14 protein-coding genes are annotated in these 16981 nt (G+C 68.5%); 1 reads left to right on the forward strand and 13 read right to left on the reverse strand.

Translation table 11 applies throughout. From position 1 onward, the window contains the following. Positions 1 to 21: 21 nt before the first annotated feature. Positions 22 to 1056, forward strand: coding sequence for a type II glyceraldehyde-3-phosphate dehydrogenase (locus LRS03_RS04920; protein ID WP_257824217.1), 1035 nt, complete (start codon positions 22 to 24; stop codon positions 1054 to 1056). A gap of 43 nt (positions 1057 to 1099) precedes the next feature. On the opposite strand, the gene LRS03_RS04925 is transcribed toward LRS03_RS04920, so the two are convergent. The 13 genes from LRS03_RS04925 to LRS03_RS04985 form a co-directional block, all read right to left on the reverse strand. Then, entirely contained in the window at positions 1100 to 2236 is a 1137-nt protein-coding gene (locus tag LRS03_RS04925) for a hypothetical protein (protein WP_257824219.1), read from the reverse strand. Positions 2237 to 2247: 11 nt separating this feature from the next. Next, entirely contained in the window at positions 2248 to 4758 is a 2511-nt protein-coding gene (locus LRS03_RS04930; protein WP_257824221.1) for an ABC transporter permease, read from the reverse strand. Then, on the reverse strand, positions 4755 to 4994 hold the full coding sequence (locus tag LRS03_RS26770) for a hypothetical protein (protein ID WP_374685016.1): 240 nt from the start codon (positions 4992 to 4994) through the stop codon (positions 4755 to 4757). Before LRS03_RS26770 ends, LRS03_RS04930 begins: the two co-directional genes overlap by 4 nt. Further along, positions 4958 to 5461: an ABC transporter ATP-binding protein gene (locus LRS03_RS04940; protein WP_257824222.1), complete on the reverse strand. Its 504-nt coding sequence runs from the start codon at positions 5459 to 5461 to the stop codon at positions 4958 to 4960. Before LRS03_RS04940 ends, LRS03_RS26770 begins: the two co-directional genes overlap by 37 nt. Before the next feature lie 5 nt (positions 5462 to 5466). Continuing rightward, the gene (locus LRS03_RS04945; RefSeq protein ID WP_257824224.1) at positions 5467 to 7896 is read right to left on the reverse strand and encodes a phosphoketolase family protein; all 2430 of its coding nucleotides are present in this window, start codon (positions 7894 to 7896) and stop codon (positions 5467 to 5469) included. Positions 7897 to 7938: 42 nt separating this feature from the next. Next, positions 7939 to 8370, reverse strand: coding sequence for a hypothetical protein (locus LRS03_RS04950; protein ID WP_257824226.1), 432 nt, complete (start codon positions 8368 to 8370; stop codon positions 7939 to 7941). Positions 8371 to 8429: 59 nt separating this feature from the next. Further along, positions 8430 to 9200, reverse strand: coding sequence for an outer membrane lipoprotein-sorting protein (locus LRS03_RS04955; RefSeq protein ID WP_257824227.1), 771 nt, complete (start codon positions 9198 to 9200; stop codon positions 8430 to 8432). Continuing rightward, a complete protein-coding gene (ftsH, locus tag LRS03_RS04960; protein ID WP_257824228.1) occupies positions 9197 to 11113 on the reverse strand; it encodes an ATP-dependent zinc metalloprotease FtsH in 1917 nt (638 codons plus the stop codon). The genes LRS03_RS04955 and ftsH overlap by 4 nt, the downstream gene beginning before the upstream one ends. A gap of 316 nt (positions 11114 to 11429) precedes the next feature. Continuing rightward, complete coding sequence (locus tag LRS03_RS04965) at positions 11430 to 12665, reverse strand: MFS transporter (protein WP_308296392.1); 1236 nt, start codon at positions 12663 to 12665, stop codon at positions 11430 to 11432. Next, entirely contained in the window at positions 12658 to 13977 is a 1320-nt protein-coding gene (locus LRS03_RS04970) for an SAM-dependent methyltransferase (protein WP_257824229.1), read from the reverse strand. The genes LRS03_RS04965 and LRS03_RS04970 overlap by 8 nt, the downstream gene beginning before the upstream one ends. Positions 13978 to 13989: 12 nt before the next feature. Further along, positions 13990 to 15150: a thymidine phosphorylase gene (locus LRS03_RS04975; RefSeq protein WP_257824230.1), complete on the reverse strand. Its 1161-nt coding sequence runs from the start codon at positions 15148 to 15150 to the stop codon at positions 13990 to 13992. Then, positions 15147 to 15611 carry a MerR family transcriptional regulator gene (locus LRS03_RS04980; RefSeq protein ID WP_257824231.1) on the reverse strand — a complete coding sequence of 155 codons (465 nt, stop codon included), beginning with the start codon at positions 15609 to 15611 and terminating at the stop codon, positions 15147 to 15149. Before LRS03_RS04980 ends, LRS03_RS04975 begins: the two co-directional genes overlap by 4 nt. Before the next feature lie 107 nt (positions 15612 to 15718). Further along, complete coding sequence (locus LRS03_RS04985) at positions 15719 to 16903, reverse strand: thiolase family protein (RefSeq protein ID WP_257824233.1); 1185 nt, start codon at positions 16901 to 16903, stop codon at positions 15719 to 15721. Between the last annotated feature and the right edge of the window lie 78 nt (positions 16904 to 16981).

The raw sequence follows: 16981 nt of genomic DNA on the forward strand, positions 1-16981 counted from the left end.
GACCACTGCAAAGGAGTAATCATGGACAGGATCAGGGTTGCCATCAACGGTTACGGGGTCATCGGCAAGCGCGTGGCCGACGCGATTCGTTTGCAGGACGACATGGCGCTCGCCGGTGTGGCCGACGTCGCCAACGACTACCGGCTTCTGGTCGCGGCCCAGGCCGGACTGCCTGTGCACGCGGCCACACCGCAGGCCGAGGGGCCAATGCGTGCGTCCGGCATCACGGTTGTTGGCGACCTCGCCGGACTGCTTGCTCAATCCGATGTCGTCGTCGACTGCACACCGAAGAAGGTGGCCGCGGCCAACAAGGGCGTGTACGAGGCGGCCGGCGTCAAGGCCATCTTCCACGGCGGTGAAGCGCATGCGCTGACCGGCCATTCGTTCGTCGCGCAAGCGAACTATGTGTCGGCACTGGGACGCTCGTCGACGCGCGTCGTATCGTGCAACACCACATCGATCGTGCGCACGCTCGGCGCGCTACGGACGGCAGGCCTGCTAAAGCGTGCACGCGGCACGCTGATCCGGCGTGCCTCAGACCCCTGGGAGGCGCATGCCGACGGCATCGTCAACACGTTGGTGCCTGAGAAAGTCATTCCCAGCCATCAGGGGCCGGACGCCCGTACCGTCATCCCCGACCTCGACGTCGTGACGATCGCCGTGAAGGCGGCACACAACTCCAGCCACTTGCACACGTGGTGGGTCGAACTGACGCGGCCGACGACGCGCGACGAGGTGCTCGCCGCATTCCGGGCAGCACCCCGGATCGCGTTCGTGCGTTCGTCGGACGGGATCGTGGCACTGAACAGCACGATCGAGCTGATGGCCGACCTTGGCCGCCCGCGCGGCGATATGTGGGAGGTAGCGCTGTGGGAGGATGTGCTGGCCGTCGATCGCGACCAGGCGTATTACACCTACCAGGTCTTCAACCAAGCGATCGTGGTCCCCGAAACCATCGATGCGATCCGGGCTCTGACGGGTCTCGAGATGGACCCAGTGAAGTCCATCGCGAAGACCGATGCCTCGCTGGGAATGCGGCGCGATTTCCTGCGCTAACGCGGCAGGCTGGAAGCGTCCCCTGAGTACGCTTCATTGCCTGTCAGAAGAACCACTGGGCTTGCCCTTGCCACGCGGCCGGAGTGACACCGAATTCACTGCTCCTTCCTCCTCGGAAGCCCTGCGCACCCACGGTCAGGTCGAGGTCTGGGCGAACCGACCACACCAGGCGGCTGTCCACGACCCGGCTGCGGTCATCGGCGTTGAACACGGCGTACGTCACCCACTTCAGCAGCGGCGTCATCTCGTACGACGCGATCAACCCGACATAGCGGGTCGCCAGACTGGAGACGCGGCCTGCCCTCAGATTGGCCCGGTCGTAGGCGGAAGGGTCGCGCGCGCCGGCGCCGTTGTAGTAGCCCTCGGCGCTGAGCGTGAGGCCGTTCGTGAATGCATAGTCGATGCCCACCACCAAGCGGTTGAACATGGCCCCGGAGGGCGGCCGCAGGCGCGCCACCTCCCCGCGAATGCCCGCCGCGCCGATCTGGCCGGCCAGGTCCATGCCGATCACTTCGAGCCCGAGCAATCTGCCAACGACCAGCGAAACGTCCGCTCCGGCCGCATTGCCGTGCCACTGCAATGCTCGGCTCGCAGGCCCCCGGTCAGGGGCTGGTGCGTAGACCAGAGACGCCCTTGACAGCGGCCCGAGCTTGGCCTCGACAAGCACGGCGTCGAGGCCGACACGCTCGTCCCGTTCCAGCGCCAGTGGATTGATCGGGTTGAGGATGTCCAGCGGACTCCAGAAGCGTCCGGTGCCCCAAGCGATCCGCTGGCGCCCAACCCGAACGTCCACATTGCCGGCTGTCGCGGTGACAGCGGCCCGGTAGAGGCGATGGCGACCATGGGCATCGCCTCGGTCCAGATAGTTCGCGTCGGCGCGCCAATATTGCGGCGGCGCAATGCCCTTGATGGCTTGGAACTCCGCCGTATCCAGGTAGCTGCCGAACAGAAGTTCGTTGTCGTACTGCAGGTCAAGTGCGAAGCCCGGGGCGACGTCACCCTTGGCCTCGACGCGCAGCCGGTTCAGGCTCAGCCCATACGCTTCGCCATTCACGGTACGTGAGCGCACGAACAGGCTCTTCGCGCTACCCGTTAACCCCAACCCCTCGGCCTGCGCAGGCGCGCCGACGAAGAGCGCCGCCACCAGCATGATCAAGCCGGCAAACTGCGCGGGCAGCATCGCGCAGCGCATCACGTATGGCGGATAGCGGCAGTCGGGTCGAGCCGTGCGGCCCGTGACGCCGGGTAGAGCGACACCGCGACGCTAGCCAGGAACAGGCCGATGCCGGGTCCGACAAGGCTCGCCCATTCGAGCCGCGGGTAGACGATGCCGGTGAGCCCGGGAATCGCGCTGTAGTCCTTGTAGAAGCGCGACAGGTCCAGGCCCACGCTGCCGAGCGCCGACACGATGGCCGCGCCCACCGCATAACCCACGACCGAGGCCAGCAGCATCAGCGCCACCGTTTCGTAGACGACCATGCGAACGATTGCATCGGGTGGTGTGCCGAGCGCCATCATCACGCCGAACTCGCGAGTCCGCTCGGCCACGGCCATGAAAACGGTGTTCATCACCGCCAGCGCCACGACGAGGAAGAAGACCGCAACGATGACGGTGCGGATGGCACGCACCAAGCCCACCATGTCCGCCACGCGTGTCAGCAACTCCGGCCAGGTCGAGGCCACGAGGCCACGGCTCGCCACCACCGGCGCCAGTTGGCGGGCCACGGCGTCTACCTGGGATCGGTCCACGAGCCTCAGGTTGACCGATGAGACCCGGTCGCCGAGGCCGAGCATGCGTTGCGCTGCCGGCAAGGTGACGAAGACCATGGCACCGTCGAACGAACTGCTCTCGGTGGCGAAGATGCCGCGCACGCGGAATGCAGCCGTTCCGAGTTCGCCGGCCAGCCCCGGTGCCATGATGACGATCTTCTCGCCAAGCCTTGCGCCGATCTTCTCGGCCAGCCGCCGGCCGATGACGATGTCGCGTTCGGCACCGCGCGCGAGTGGCGTGCCCTCGACGAAGGTTCGGTGCAGGATGGTGATGCTCGGCTCGAGATCAGGGTCGACGCCATAGAGCATCACCCCCACCGACTTCGTTGCGCTGCTGACCAGCGCCTGCGCCTGCACGCGTGGCGCCGCCGCAGCGACGCCAGGCATGGTCTGCGCCGCCTTCAGGACGCCGGCGGCGTCCTCGAAGGCCAGCTCGGGTGCCAAGTCTCGTCGCAGGCCCTGGCGCTCGATCTGCAGGTGGCCCGTGAGGTAGCCGGTCGAGTTGCCGACGATCTGCTCGGCGAAGCCGTCGAAAAAGCCGTACAGGAAGACGTAGGCCACGATCGCGAAGGCAGCGGCGAAGGCCGTGATGGCGCTGCGCTTGCGATTGCGCAGCAGGTTGCGCGTGGCGATCAACACGAAGACGGGCCACCGGCTGCGCCGGGCCGGTGCTGGTTCGGCCCGTCCCCCCATGCGCGCCTTGCCGCGGTCGCCGATGCCGCGGATCGCGGCGACCGGCTCCAGCGTGGCGGCCCGGAACGCTGGGTAGAGCGCCATCAGGAGCGCGATCAAGAACACCATCGCCGAGATGAACAGGCTGCGTTCGGCGCGCACCGCCGGATAGATGACATCCTCCAGTCCGGGCATGGTTCGAAGGCCGGCCGCGAACGCGCCGAGATCAATGCCGATCCGGCCGAACGCCGCCGTGGCGCCCAGCCCGACCGCGTTGCCGAGCAGCAGCCCGGCCGCGCCGAGCAGCGCCGCCTCCGCGAGCACGAGCCGGAACAGCAGCGACTGGCTGGTGCCCAGCGCGAGCATGATGCCGAACTCGCGCGTGCTCTCGAGCACCGCCATCAACACCGGGTTGGCCACGCCGGCGGCCACCATCACAAAGAAGATCGTCAGCACCACGATGCCCATCACTTCGTGGAATCGTGTGCTGACCGCCACCATCGGCAGCAGCACCGGCCAGCCCACCACCTCGTGGTCGGAACCGACACGGATGGACAGGCTCTCGGTGGCCGCAGCCAGCGCGCCCCGGTCGCGCAAGCGCACCGCGACGGCCGTCACGGCACTCGGCGCGGCAAGGAAGTCGCGCATCACCGCCATCGGCATCACGGCGACATAGCCGTCCAGATCGTCGATCTTCGTGCGGAACACGCCGCGGACGGGCACCCGAGCGCTCGCCACCGAGCCGTCGTAGGCCTGGCCTACCAGGACCAGGTCGTCTCCGGCGCGCAGGGCCAGGGCCTCGGCCAGATCCGCGCCGATCAGGATGCCGCTGTCGCCCGGCCCGTCGAGGTCGCGGCCGTCGACGATGGCCTTGGACAGATCACTGACCGCAGACTCACCCGCCGGATCGACGCCGAAGGCCATGATGCCGCGCGAGCGGTCCGCGCGGCTCGCGAGCACGGTCGTTTCGAGCCGGACCGTTGCCGCGGCCACAGCGGGGTCGGCACGTACCGCCGCGAGCACGCGATCGCCGGCCTCGATGGCGCGGTCCAGGCTCGGGTCGTCGTGGTAGCCCTTCAGGTGCACCTGCGCATCGGTGGCGAAGTAGCGCGTGGTGTTGTTCACCATCTGGCGGTTCTGGCCGTCTATGAACCCCCAGAGAAAGGTCAACGCGGCGAGTCCGACCGCGATCGACAGCACCGTGATGCCGGAGCGGCGGCGGTTGCGCATGACGTTGCGCAGCGCCAGCTTCCAGATCATGACGCTGCCTTTCGCTCGTCGGCCTCGATGCGGCCGTCGCGCAGGCGGATCACGCGGCGGGCGCGCTCGACCACCATCGGGTCGTGCGTCGAGAAGACGAATGTGGTGCCCTGCTCTTCGTTCAGGCGGCGCATCATGTCCATCAGCGCCGAGCCCGACTGCGAGTCGAGGTTGGCGGTCGGCTCGTCGGGCAGCACGATCATCGGCCGCGCGGCGATGGCGCGCGCCACCGCCACACGCTGCTGCTGGCCGCCCGACAGTTCATTGGGCCGGCGGTTCTCGAGACCCTCCAGGCCGAAGTCTCGTGCAGCAGGCGCATCGCCTCCTGGCGGCGGCGTTCCTCGTCGACACCTTGCAGCAGCATGACGTACTCGACGTTCTCGAGCGCGGAGAGCACCGGCACCAGGTTGTATTCCTGGAACACGAAGCCGATGTGGCGCAGGCGAACCTCGGCGAGTGCCTTGCGGCCCAGGGACGTGATCTCCTGATCGCCGACCCAGATGCGACCGCTCGTCGGGCGGTCGAGCCCACCGATGAGGTTCAGCAGCGTCGTCTTGCCGGAGCCGGAGGGCCCGACCAGGGCCACGAAGTCGCCCTCCAGGATCTCGACGCTGGTCTCGTGCAGCGCCGGCACCGGGATGCTGTCGCGCTGGTAGATCTTCGTAGCCTTGTCGGCACGGACGATGGCGGAGGGCATCGACATGGGCTTCATTCCGAAGTCATCACGATGTGCGGATCGCCGAGCCCGCGCACGGCCGCCCATTCGTCGGTGCTGAGCACTTGCGCCGGATCGATGCCAAGCGCGGAAGCGGCCTCGGCCACCACGTGAGCCCATGTGCAGCGGTTCGCGAACAGCATGCCGGCGACATCGAGCGTGCCGCCCCGGGCGATATAGCCCAGCGCGCGGGTCTGCTGCGGCCCGGTGTCAACGCGGCGGAGTACGCCGAGCGTGGGTTCGGGCCGCATGTGCGAGACGATGACGCGCGCCGCGGCTGCGGCAGGGAAGAGTTGCCCCAGTGCCGAATCGCCGACCACGAACGCGCGCTCGCGCGCGTCGCGCGGCAGCCGGAAGCGGCCGGGCTCGACAACGCAGGTGACCGCAGTGCGATGCCCGGCGGCATCGAGCCGGTGCGCTGCCAGCAGCGCCTGCTGCAGCTGGTACGCGCCGATGGCGATCAGCAGCACCTGGGGAGCCTCGCAGGCCTTGACCACGCAGGCCCCCTCTTCGACCAGGCGCTGCGCCTGCTCGCCGGTCAGGCGGTTGGCCATCGGCCGCTTGGGCACGACAAGGGTCCAGAACTGCCCATGGGTGCCGTAGGCAGCACGCAGCGCGGCTGCCGCGCTGTTCGCATCGACGGGGAACAGCACGCGCGCGGTGTCCGACATCTCGCCCAGCAGCGCTTCGGCCAAGGTCGGGTCCTGGTGCGACTGCTCGTTCTTGCCGTTCTCCCATGTGTGCGAGGTGGCCACCGTGACGATCGACAGCCACCCCTGCGGACTGCCCGCCTCCGCCTGGTGGCGGGCGAACAGGATCTCCTGGCGCAGCGCGCCGAGCATCTTGACGGCGAAGGCCTCATAGGAGACCACGAGGTTGATGCCACCCTTGTTGCCGAGGGCCGCGCTGACCACCGCCTCCTCGTTGAGCGCGGTGATCACCGCGCCGTCCACCGCCTCCGCCAGGCCGGGCTCGGGCGCGAAGACACGGTGCTTCAGCAGGTCCAGGGTCTGGCCCATCCGGTTGCTGCGCAGTTCGTCCGGGTTGCCGACACGCGGGCGCAACTGGGGGTTTGCCTGCACGATGGCGGCAAAGGCCCCGTCCAGCGCGCCCATCGGGGACACCTGGCCAGCGCCGACGGCGTGCCATTGCGCCGCAGGCAACGCGGGTGCGTCGACCTGCCGGTGCGCCAGCGCGTGGTCGCGCTCGAGCGGGCGCTGCTGGTCCCGATGACGGCAGAGCACGGCTACCGCCTCGTCGAGTTCGCCAGCTGGCACGAACAACGCACGCGCGCCCTCGTTGAACTGCTGCCGCGCGAATGCGTCGATGCGTGGATTGCCGGCCAGCGGCAGATTGTGGGCGGCGTTCGTCCCCGCACCGGGAAAGCCGAAGCCCTTCGGTGCGTCGGCGACGGTGTAGTGCAGCGGCACCGGGTACTGGATGCTGCCGGTGGCGACAGCTGCCGCGCAGGCCGCGAGCCGCTCCTCCATCGCATGCACGGCCCACGCGAACGCGGCCGGGTCGGTGCCGTCGATCTCCATCGGGTCGAAGCCGTTCAGGCGCAGGTGCTGTTGGAACCACTCCTGACCGCCCTGCTGCTGCATCGTGCTGCGTTGCTCGATGCGGCGTCCGTTGAGGATCATGAAGGGAGCGACGAAGCCGCAGTCCTCGGCGCGCCACCAGCGCGGTGCCCAATCGCTGCCGCGCTGCTCTTCGAAGGCACCGTCGCTGAGGAACACCACCAGCCGCTCGCCCGGCAGCGGCATGTGCACGTACTGCAGCTCCGCGAAGCCGAGGTACCCGCCCTCGGACAGGCCCCCGGCGGTGTTCGGCCCGACGTGGCTGCCCAGCGGCGAGGCCGGCCGCCCGGCCGCATCGATCGCGTAGCTGTAGAAGTCGCGGGCAAAGCGCGTCAGCCCGCTCTCGCTTCGGTCGTAGCGTTCGGCGTGCCGCGGCGTCATGTTGCCGACGAGCAGATTGCAGGCGTCGATCCCCGCCACGCAGTGACCCTGCCCCATCAGCCAGCCGCGCGTCAGGCCGCTGAGCGCGTTCGCGGCCAGGTAGCCGACGTAGGCCGGCACGATGTTCAGCGAGCCGCCCGTGTGGCCTTCGGGCGTTCCCTTGAAGTCCTCGGGCGCCATCTCTCTCCCGTCCGGATGGACCTTGTCGGCGTAAGTCATGTGCACGGTCAGCCACATGCCGGCCGCCGCGAGACGGTCCGCCGCCCACAGCGTGCGGTAGACGCTGGCCGTGTCGCCCGCCTTGCCGCCGGCGACCAGCACCTGTGCGAGATCGTGCACGCGCAGTTGAGTCTGGTCGTTGTGCACGATGGGTCCGAACCCGCGCGCCCAGCGAGCGAAGTCGGCATCGCTTTCACGGAACAGCCGCACGCGCTCGGCGACCCAGGGAAGTTTGTGGTTCATGGTGTGTGTCGGTTGGAGTGGCAGGTCATCGAACGATCAACGTCAGGTCTTTCGCGCGTACGCGATCACGGCCGCCACCCAGAGCAGCGCCGGCAGCATCAGGACCCAGCGGAAGTCCGAGTGCAGGGCGAAGTTCATCGCGCTCATCAAGACGACCGTGGGCAACCCTGCCAGCGCGATGGCCCACCCGGTGCCGCGCAGCCGCGCGGGCACGGCGGTTCGCGCCAGGAACACGGTCAGCACGCCCGCGCCCGCCATGAAGCCACCCATCACCGTGAACACGATGTGCAACCAGGCCTCCAGGCCTGGTGCCGCCTCACGCAGCCGCTCCAGTGGCGTGCCGATGAAGCGAGGGTCCTCCGGCAACAGTGCGGGACGCACGAAAACGAAATACGCACCCAGGGCGATCAGCCATGCGCCGCAGGCCGTCAGCAACCACGTGGAGGTTCTGGATGTCGAGGTGGGTAAGGTCATGACGATGTAGGTGAGTACGCGGTTTGGCCCCGGGTTGGTTGCCGGGGAAGACTTTGAACCTATCGCTTCTGCAGGTTGCGCTGGCTGAATATCTCGTCGTCCACGGGCCGGTCGAACACGGCGTCTTTCAGCACCACCGCGGTCGAGTTGCCGGGCTTGGCATCGGGCCGCATGTCCCAGCGGGTCGGCATGACCCGCCCGCCGACCTTGCGCACGTCGGTGAACGACAAAACCCGCACGCGCTCGCCGCGCTCGCTGAAGAACTCCTGCTTCAACGGCATCGTGTCGGCGCGCCGCACCCAGTAGACGATGCGACCCCACACCACCGCCGCGTCGGGTTTCGGCACGGCCTCTACCTGCACGACCGCCTCGCCGTCGAGCTGCACCGTGGCGAGCACCTTGTGGGTGTAGTCCTCAAGGATGCTGCTTTCCTTCACGAGGTCGTCGTTCGTGAAGTCCGAGCCCATCCATGGCTGCAGCATCATCGACGGCGGAATCTTGACGATGCGCTCGACGTTGGGCAGGTAGTTCCACATCTCGGTACCAATGCGCAGCGAGCCGATCCCCGCCTCCTTTGCCGGCGACAGGATGCGCACGAACGAGCGCCGCGGCCGATCCATCCACAGGCGCAGGCCGAGCGTGCGCTGCCAGCGTGGCGTGGTGATCGTCATCTCGTACTCGCCCTGCACCGTGCTGCCCCACAGCAGCTTCTCGACCTTGTCGAGGATCTCGCGCCCCTCCGACGGTTGGGCACGAACACCCGGCACGGCGAGCGCGGCCAGTGGAACCGCTGCGGCAGCCAGACGGAGAAGCTCGCGGCGCGTGCTCACGATGCACCGTCCGCCGGCGACAGTGCCACGGCAGCCACGCGCAGCTGAGCCGGAGCAGCCGTCGACGCCATCAGGCCGTCCAGCATCGTCCGGTCCACGACCTCCTTCTCCAGCAGCAGAGCGGCCAGCGCTTCGAGCGTCTCGCGGTTCGCCCGCAGTGTCTGCGTCACTCGATCGCGCGCCTCGTCGAGCAGCCGGCGTACCTCGCCGTCGATCGCTTCGGCGGTGCGCTCGCTGAAGGTGCGCGGCTCGGGCAGTGTCGGGCCGTTCAGGAACAGCGGCGCGGGCCGCGCGTCGTAGGTTGCCAGGCCGAGTGCATCGCTCATGCCGTAGTGCGTCACCATGTGGCGCGCCATGTCGGTGGCACGCTGCAGGTCGTTCTCCGCGCCGGTCGAGACGTCCTCGAACACCAGCTGCTCGGCCACGCGCCCGGCAAGCAGCACGTCAAGCCGATCCAGCAGCTCGCTGCGGCGCAACAGGTAGCGGTCCTCGGTCGGCGACTGCTGCGTGTAGCCGAGCGCCGCGATGCCGCGCGGGATGATCGACACCTTGGTCACGCGGTCTGCGTTCTTGCGCATCTCGGCTACCAGGGCGTGTCCGGCCTCGTGGTAGGCGACGAACTTGCGCTCGGTCGGGTTCATCACCCGGTTCTTCTTCTCGAGACCGGCGACGATCCGGTCCAGCGCTTCCTCGAAGTCCTGCATGTCTACCGCGTCCTTGTCGCGCTTGGCGGCGCGCAGCGTCGCCTCGTTGACGAGGTTGGCCAGGTCGGCGCCGGCGAAGCCGGGCGTGCGCGCCGCGAGCACGGCGAGGTCGACGGACGGCGCCAGCTTGACGTTCTTCACGTGCACTTCCAGGATCTGCCGCCGTCCGATCAGGTCGGGCCGGTCGATCGCGACGTGCCTGTCGAAACGGCCCGGCCGCAGCAGCGCCGGGTCGAGCACCTCGGGCCGGTTCGTCGCGGCGAGGATGATCACGCCGCGGTTGGTGTCGAAGCCGTCCATCTCGGCGAGCAGCTGGTTGAGCGTCTGCTCGTGCTCCTCGTGGCCGCCGGAGAGGCCGACGCCGCGCGCCTTGCCGAGTGCGTCGATCTCGTCGATGAAGACGATGCATGGGGCCTTGGCCGCCGCCTGCTCGAACAGGTCGCGCACGCGCGCCGCGCCGACGCCGACGAACATCTCGACGAACTCCGAACCACTTAGCGACAGGAAGGGCACGCCGGCCTCGCCGGCGACCGCCTTGGCCAGCAGCGTCTTGCCGGTGCCGGGCGCACCCACGATCAGCACACCCTTGGGGATCTTGCCGCCCAGGCGCTTGTACCGATCCGGGTTCTTAAGGAACTCGGCGATCTCCATGAGTTCCTCGCGCGCCTCGTCGATGCCGGCGACGTCCTTGAACGTGACACCTGTCTGCGTTTGCATGTAGACCTTGGCCTTGCTCTTGCCGATCTCCAACATGCCGTGGCCCATACCGCCCATCCCGCCGCCCACGCGCTTCATCAGGAACCACCAGACGCCGAAGAACACCAGCGCCGGTGCGACCCAGGAGATCAGCGCGCCGAGCCACTTGCTCTCACGCACGCCGCCGTAGCGCACCTTGGCGGCATCGAGCTGCGCCACCAGGCCCGGATCGTTGACCAGCACCGTCGCGAAGCCGTGTTCGCCTCCTGCGCGCTTAAGCGCTTCGAGCTTGTCCTTCGGCAGGATCTGGTCCAGCCCTTCTGCACGCAGCTTGCCGGTCACGATGCCGTCGGCGATCACCACGTCGTCGAGCTTGCCCGCTAGCAGCGCCTGCTTGAACTCGCTATAGGCCAGCGTCTGCGTGTGCCGGGGAACGAAGAACTCCTGCAACAGGAGCATGCCCACAAGGGCAGCCAGCACGTACCAAAGCGAGAACATCTGCTTCTTGTTCATAAAAACACTCCTCCACGGAATCGGGATCTGGCCCGAGGGCGCCGTCGATTCGAAGGTGCGCTGGCAGCCGGCGTTGCAGAACTAGTAGTTCCGCCCAGCCCTGTCGGTGCAGCGCGTACCACCGTGGAAATTGGCGTGGAATAAAGCGTGGAAATTGGCGCCGCATCGGACGCCCCGACGTATCGCACCGGATTGAGCTGGAACTCGCTCAGGCAGTGCCCCGAACAAAACAGGTGGGTCCTCCCGTCCCCGATCGATGAATGGAAACGTGCCCTGCCGTCGTGTGCCAGGCCGTTGAAAGGGTGTGGAGTGGGGTTCACGGCGCGGGGCGCGCGGCGCCCTCCCATGCTGCCGCGCCGGCTGCGAGAACGGCCAGCCCACCCGCAACAAGGAACGGCAGTGGTGGAGCCAGCGCAAACAGGCTGCCCGTGGCCGCTGCGCCGATGGCCTGCCCCAGGTTGGCCGCCGCGGCCTGCCGGCCCATGGCCCAGCCTTGCCGCACACCGGCTGCGCTCGAGATACGCACGGCCAGCGACGGAATGAGCACGCCAATCCCGGCAGCCGCCAGCACGAAGGCGGTGGCGGTAACGAAGCCCCCGCTTGAGACAGCCAGCAAGCTGACACCTGCCGAGAGCACCGCGAGCGCGGCGACGACCAGACGCGGCTCGCCCATTCTTCGCTCCAGACGCGGCAAGGCCCAGAATTGCACGGCGATCATCACGGCGCTGCACAGCGCGAAGTACACCGACACGGGCATCGCACCGGCGGCCGGCGCGCGGCGCGCCGCCAACGTCACGCCGACCTCCGCCACCGTGATCGCCAGCACGACGACGGCCGTCAGCAGCAGTGAGCGGACGATGCGCCGCTCGTCGCCGGGCCGCGCACTGCCGGGCGCTGGCACCATGGTGCGGGTGGGGGGTAGGCCGAGCGCCCCCACCGCAGCCAGCAATCCGACAATGGCGACAACGTCCAACGGTAGCGCGGTGAACGCGGCATCGCCGCGGGCGGCGCGTATCGGAACGGTCAGCCCGTCGCCGAGTGCCGGTCCCACCAGGAAACCCAGTGCAGTGGCCGACGCGACCCAAGCGAAGCGGCGCTGCAAGCGAGACGGCGCAGACGCGGTGACGACGTAGGCGAACACCGCCGGGAGCACCGCCGCCGACGTCAGGCCGGCAACCGCACGCATCCCATAGAGCCCGCGCATCGAGAGGGGCATGGTCAAGACCCACAGCGCCACGCTCGAGCCGGCCAGTCCGGCGGCAAGCACCCAGCGTCGGTCGATCCGATCCGCGAGCGCTCCCCAGGCGGGTGCGAACAGGAACAGCACCAGCGTGTACACGCCGGTGATCCAGCCCGTGTGGTTCTCCACGTCGGCTGCCGAGAGGCCCCCCGTGCGCTCCACCAGCGCGGGCAGCAGCGGCAGCGTGACGCCGTAGGCCATCGACACCGCCGCCCCCGCCGCAAGCAGGGCTGCAAAGGCCCCGGTCGAGAGGTCCGATTGCGAGCCACCTGTCACCGGCGGAGAAGGAGACGACCATGGCTTCTCATCCACGGTAGAGATCGCGGCGTGTCAGGGGGACGGGCCACGCTCCGCCAGCGCGCTTCGAGGCGACGATCTGATAGATGCCCGTACCTCCCGCCTCGAACTCGAGCGCACAAGCCGCCATGTACAAACGCCAGATGCGGTAGGTCACCTCGTCGACTTCCCGCAGCGCTTCGTCACGGCGCGCCTCCAGCCGTTGCACCCAGTGCCGTAGCGTCAACGCGTAGTGGGGGCGCAGACCCTCGAGATCGTGGATCTCGAAGCCGGCGCGCTCCATGCCAAGCTGGATGTTGCTGACGCAGTCGAGTTCGCCGTCCGGGAACACGTAGCGATTGATGAAATCGCTCGCGAGAGTCCTGTTCCAGCCCTCCTCATCGTGGGTAATGCCGTGGTTGAGGAACAGCCCGCCCGGCCGCAGCACGCGTTGGACCGCGGCGTAGTAGTCCGGCAAGTTCGCCAGGCCGACATGCTCGAACATGCCGACGCTGGACACCTTGTCGTAGATTGCCGTGCCGTCGAGATCGCGGTAGTCGCGAAGCTCGACCGTGACAAGGTCCTGCAGACCCTCGGCCTGAATGCGCTCGCGTGCGTATTCGAGCTGCCGTTGGCTCAGTGTGATGCCGTGTGCGCGAACGCCGTGATGGCGCGCCGCCCAGCACACCAGCGCGCCCCAGCCGCAACCGATGTCGAGCAGCCGATCGCCGGGCTGCAGGCGCAGCTTGCGGCAGATGTGCTCCAGCTTGTTGCGCTGGGCCTGCTCGAGTGAGTCCCCGGGCGTCTCGAAGTACGCGCAGGAATAGACCCGCTCGGCATCCAGCCACAGGCCGTAGAACGCATTGGACACGTCGTAGTGGAACGATATCGCCGCCTGGTCGGTTTTGCGTGAATGGCGATACGCGAATCGCCGGGCCACGCGCGAAGCCAGCCCCCCGACCGGCTTCAAGCCGTTCTGGTCGGAGACCCGCAACATCAACGCGTCACGTACCAGCGCAAGCTTGTCGCGCCACGACAGCGAGACCGTCTCGAAGTGGGTCTTCAGACCCAGAGCGCTGTACAGGTCACCCTCGACATCGATGACGCCTCGGAAGTAGGCGTCGGCCAGCAGCAGAGGATCCGGCCGGAGCACGAGACGACGCAGCAGCGCCGGGTCGCGAATCACGAGCGTGTACTCGGGATGGGACTCGAGTTCGTGCAACAGCGCATCGCCCAGCCTCAGCCCCGGTGGTCGCTCGATCCCGGCCAGCAAGCGGCGCAGAATGCGCAGCGCCGGGGCATGCAGGTCGGCAGGCGCGGGCCGAGGGAGCGTTGTCAAGTGTTCCATCGGTTTGTCCCTTCAGGTCTTCAGGTGCGAGTCTTGTGAGTCGGCGAAGGCCGCTGTCGAGTCTTCACCGACGACGATCAACGGTGCGCGTCGCAGCTCGCTCATAACTGCCGCGAGGCATGTCTGGCTCGCAGCGTGGACGGTGAACAGCGGTTGCCCCTGGTCGACGTGCTCGCCGATCCGTGTGTGCAGCACGACGCCGGCACCGCTCCCGCGCGGTGCACCGGCCAGCACCGCGACGCGCTGCACGTGTGCGCCGTCCAGCGACCTCACGTGGCCCGTACGTTCGGCTGCGATGGTTTCAGCGACGGGCGCGAGGATTGGCGTGCGCAGCCCGCCCTGGGCTTCGCACAGGGTCTGGAAGCGCCCCCACGCGGCGCCGCTGTCGAGCAGTCGCCAGGCGTCGAGCTCACCGTGCCCAGGGCAGCTCACGCCGCTCAGCTCGAGCAGTTGACCGGCTTCGACAAGGGCGTGCATGCGCAGATCAACCGGCGCCGCCGCGGCGCCCCGCAGCACGGCCAAAACGTCCAGCGCCTCGGGCGCCGGGCCGACGCCCAGACCCACCGGCTGTGACCCGACGGAACGGGTGACATGGACCTGCAGGCCGACCGCCGAGCCGGTAGCCATGAACGCGGTCTGCAGTCGATGGAAACGCGCGTCGTCGAGCACCCTGGCACCTCGTCCCACGGCCACGTTGACGAGCAGGTGCCCCACGCCAGCAGCGATCCTGCGCGCCAGCACCGACGCCACCAGATGGGCGTCATCCGCACCGGAACTCCAAGACAGGTTCGCTTCCACGCCGGCTGGGGCCGCACGGACGATGCAGGCGCCCAGGCGCGAGGCAATACCGGCCGCGGCCGCACGATCGTGCTCCACCCCGGTGAGCGTCGCCATGGCGTCGGCGGTGCTCCAAGCCTCCGAGCCGGCTGGCAGCGAGAAGTGCGGCATCGTCGCGCCCGCAGCAGCCATGATCGCCGCAACGATTGGCGTCGTGCGGTGCCCGGGGAGATGGTCGAGGCCATGCCGGTCGACCACGGACGTCGCGTCCCAGACGAGGGCCGGAGTTGCTTCCGCCGTCCAGGCCTGCAAGAGCGCGATGGCCTGCCGAACCAACGGTTCGCGGTCGGGCTCCGGCGTCCGGAGCGGGTGAGCCGTATCGGCGACGTGGCTCATCCCTCGCCCCTCTTCGGAGCGGCGGCCCCGCGGTCGCGTCGCGCGGCCAAAACCGGGTTCGCCGCGAAACCCTCGATGAGGCCACATACCGAGTGGCCGTCCGGCACGCCGTCGGGGCGCCTCTTCCAGTCGGCTACCGCCCGCTGCATGCGCCGATGCAGGCGCACGATGTCGTCCAGCTGTCGCCCCTGCTCTGCGAGGCGTTGGTCGAGCAACGTGCGTGCCCGCGAGCATGGCAGTTCGCCGCGCTGCCCCATCTCGATGAGTTCGCCAGCGTCCTTGAGTGTGAAACCCAAGGCCAGCGCGCCGCGGATGAAGCGCACGCGCGCGACGCTGCGCTCCGAGAATGTTCGATAGCCGTTGTCTGTACGGTCCTCGACCTCCACCAAGCCGACCCGCAGGTAGTGGCGCAGCGTGTCCGTCGTCACGCCAGCCTGTCGCGCACAGTCGATCAATCGCATCGCAGTTCTCCGGCGGCGCAGGGCCGCGTCGACTCCCGAGCCACAAGTCTCAACCCGGGTGCTGCACATGGGTCAAGCTCCTGCGTGATCAGGCTGGCGGGCATTGCTCAGATCCGCTCGAGCGCCAGCGCCACGGCCTGCCCGCCGCCGATGCACAGCGTCACGATGCCGCGGCGCAGGCCGTCGCGCTGCATCGCGTGCAGCAGCCGCGTGGTGAGCACCGCTCCGGTCGCTCCGATCGGGTGCCCGTGGGCAATGGCACCGCCCTCGACATTGACCATGTTCTCGGCGAAGCCGAGTTCGCGCTGGCAGGCGAGCGCGATGGCTGCGAAGGCCTCGTTGATCTCCACCCGGTCGACGTCTCCGATTGCCCAGCCGGCACGCTCAAGCGCTTGGCGCACAGCCGGTAGCGGCCCGAGCCCGAAGAAATTCGGGTCAACAGCACCGATGCCGAAGGCCGCCAGACGCGCCTGGGGCTGGAGCCCCTGGCGCTCGGCCCAGCCCCGCTCGGCCACAACCATGGCCGCCGCACCACTGTTGAGACCGGGCGCATTGCCCGCGGTGATGGTGCCCTCCTTGCGGAACGCGGGCTTGAGCCGCGCAAGCGACTCCATCGTCGTGTCCGGCCGGTTGTGCTCGTCGCGCGCGAACGGCACCGGGCCTTTGCGGCCAGGCACTTGCAAGGAGACGATTTCGGCGTCGAACCTGCCGGCTGCTTGCGCCGTCGAGAACGCCTGCTGCGAGCGTAGCGCCCAGCGGTCCTGGTCCTCGCGCGAGATGCCGAACCGAGTCACCAGATCCTCGGTGTGCCAGCCGGAATGCTGCCCGCTGACGGCGTCGTGCAGCCCGTCAAGCAGCATGCTGTCGAAGAGCGTCACGTCGCCCATGCGCGCGCCCCAGCGCCCCTGAGGCAGCAGATAGGGTGCGCGGTCCATGTTTTCCATGCCGCCCGCCACCGCGCAGTCGACCAGACCAGCCGTCACCTCGAGAGCGGCACTCACGACGGCCTGCGCCCCCGATCCGCACACTCGGTTGACCGTCAAGGCGGGAACCTCGACCGGCAGCCCCGCCGCAAGGCCCGCCTGGCGAGCCGGGTTCATTCGATTGCCGGCCTGGATAACGTTGCCCATCACGAGGGACTGCACCTGCGACCCGGCCAGCCCGCTGCGAAGCAAGGTCTCGCGGATCACGGCGGCACCGAGGTCGCTGGCGGAGACATCCTTGATCGCGCCGCCGTAGGTGCCGATGGGGGTGCGGACGGCGCCGCAGAGCACAACTTCCTTAATGGCCATGGTTTTTCTCCTGTCGGTCAATGCGTCTCGCAGGACGCGTGGGTTTGGGGGTCGGTCGCGCATCGGATGCGAGGCCGG

The organism is Rhizobacter sp. J219, assembly GCF_024700055.1.
GTDB lineage: Bacteria > Pseudomonadota > Gammaproteobacteria > Burkholderiales > Burkholderiaceae_C > Rhizobacter.